Annotated in this window: 1 protein-coding gene; it reads left to right on the top strand. The window is 76.4% G+C overall.

The window, feature by feature from the left end; translation table 11 throughout:
* Positions 1-299 precede the first annotated feature (299 nt).
* Complete coding sequence (locus NOD94_RS40990) at positions 300-1,556, top strand: streptophobe family protein (RefSeq protein ID WP_281211331.1); 1,257 nt, start codon at positions 300-302, stop codon at positions 1,554-1,556.
* The last annotated feature ends 143 nt before the right edge of the window (positions 1,557-1,699 follow it).

The raw sequence follows: 1,699 nt of genomic DNA, 5'->3' as shown, positions 1-1,699 counted from the left end.
GGCCCGGAAGGCGGGCCGGTGGGCGGGCCGGGCGGGCCCCCCGGGGCACCCGACGGGGCGCCTCGCGAAGACCCCTTCGAGGCCCCCGATCGCGATGCCCCCGACGGCGACGATGCCCCGGACGGCGGCTGGTTCGGCTGCGGCGGACGTTCGCCGGAGGGTTGCGTGGTCACAGGCTCTCTTCCCAAGCGAACGTGCCGCCGACGAGCGGGAGGTTTCCGGACTTTTCGCACTTCTGCCGACCATTGTGTGCGTCGTTCGGGTGGTGGCCGCAAGCCGGGGGTGCCTACCGTTGCAGGGTGATCCGTACCTCTCCGAGGGGCTGGCGGGACGCCCTCGTCGCCGTCGTCGCGGGCTTCGTGGTGATGGCCGCGGTGGCCGCGGCCGGGCTCGCCTGCGCGGGCGCCGGCGACCTTCCGGACGGGGCGTTCCCCCGGGTGGTGGCCGCGGTGGTGGTGATGGCGGCCGGCGGCGCGGTGGAGGTGTCCGGCGGGGCCGGATTCCTGGCCGAGGCGGACGCGACCCTGTCCGTGCTCCCGCTCTCGGTCTCCCTCGCGGGCGCGCTCACCACCGGCTCCCTCTTTCTGCGCCCCCTGCACAACCGGGCCGTCGCGGCGCCGGCCGAACTCCTGCTCCGGGCGGCCCGCACGGCGGTGCTGTGGCTGCTCGCGCTGCTCGGCGCCGCCCTGCTCGCCCGCCAGGACTTCGGCCTGTCCACCGGCGACCCGGCGCTCGGGGAGATCGGCGAACTCCTCGACGCCGCGCCCGCGGTGGGTTTCCGCGCCGACCTGCCCGCGACCCTCTTCTTCGGACTCCTGTGGATCCTGGGCCTGTTGCTGATCGCCCTGCTGGTCTCGCGGCGCGCGCCGCTCCCGGCCGGGCTGGTCCGATTCCACGCGGCCGTGCGCCCGGCCGCCTTCGCCACGACCCTGCTGCTCCTCGCGTACGTGGTCCTCGGCCTCGGTGTCGGCGTGGTGGTCGCCCTGACCCAGGGGCACGGCGACCGGACCCTGGCCGTCATCCTGTTGGGGCTGCCGAACCTCGTGTGGCCCGCACTCACCCTCGGCTTCGGCGGCGCCTGGCGGGGACGGGCGGAGGGCCCTTTCGGGCTGCCGATGCCGCGGTTGCTGGACGACGCCCTGCGCGGGTCGGAGCCGACCACGGTGGACATGGCCTCCCTCGCCGAGCGGGACGCCCGGGCCTGGTGGCTGGTGGCGGTGGCGGTCGTCCTGCTGCTGGGGACGGGCGTGCTGGCCGCCCTGCGCTCCCCCGGCCACGTGCGTCCCCGCCGGCACGCCCTCCATCTGGGCGTCGCCCTGGCCCTGGGCACCCTGACGGTGTGCCTGCTGGCACGGGTCCAGGCACAGTTCGGGCTGTCGCTGCTGGGCATCGGCGGGGCCGACACCGGCCTCGGCGGCACGGTCGAGTTCACGCCGCTGATGCTGCGCACCGTCGGCCTCGCCCTCCTCTGGGGTGCCGTGGCCGGCTTCCTCGGCGCCCTCCTGGCCCGCCCCTTGCGCCGCCGGGTCCCGGCCGACGCCCCTGCCCGATCATGAGGGGCCGGCCTCCCGGTCCCGCCCGAACACCGGCAGCGCCCAGGAGGGCGGCGGCGCGGGGGCGTCCGTGGGGGGGGGGCGGGGGCGCCGCGGGGGGCGGGGGGCGCTGGGGATATCGTCGTTGTTGGTCAGATATTTACATC

Source organism: Streptomyces sp. Isolate_45 (assembly GCF_024721315.2).
GTDB lineage: Bacteria > Actinomycetota > Actinomycetes > Streptomycetales > Streptomycetaceae > Streptomyces.
This window is presented reverse-complemented; position numbering and strand designations above follow the sequence as displayed.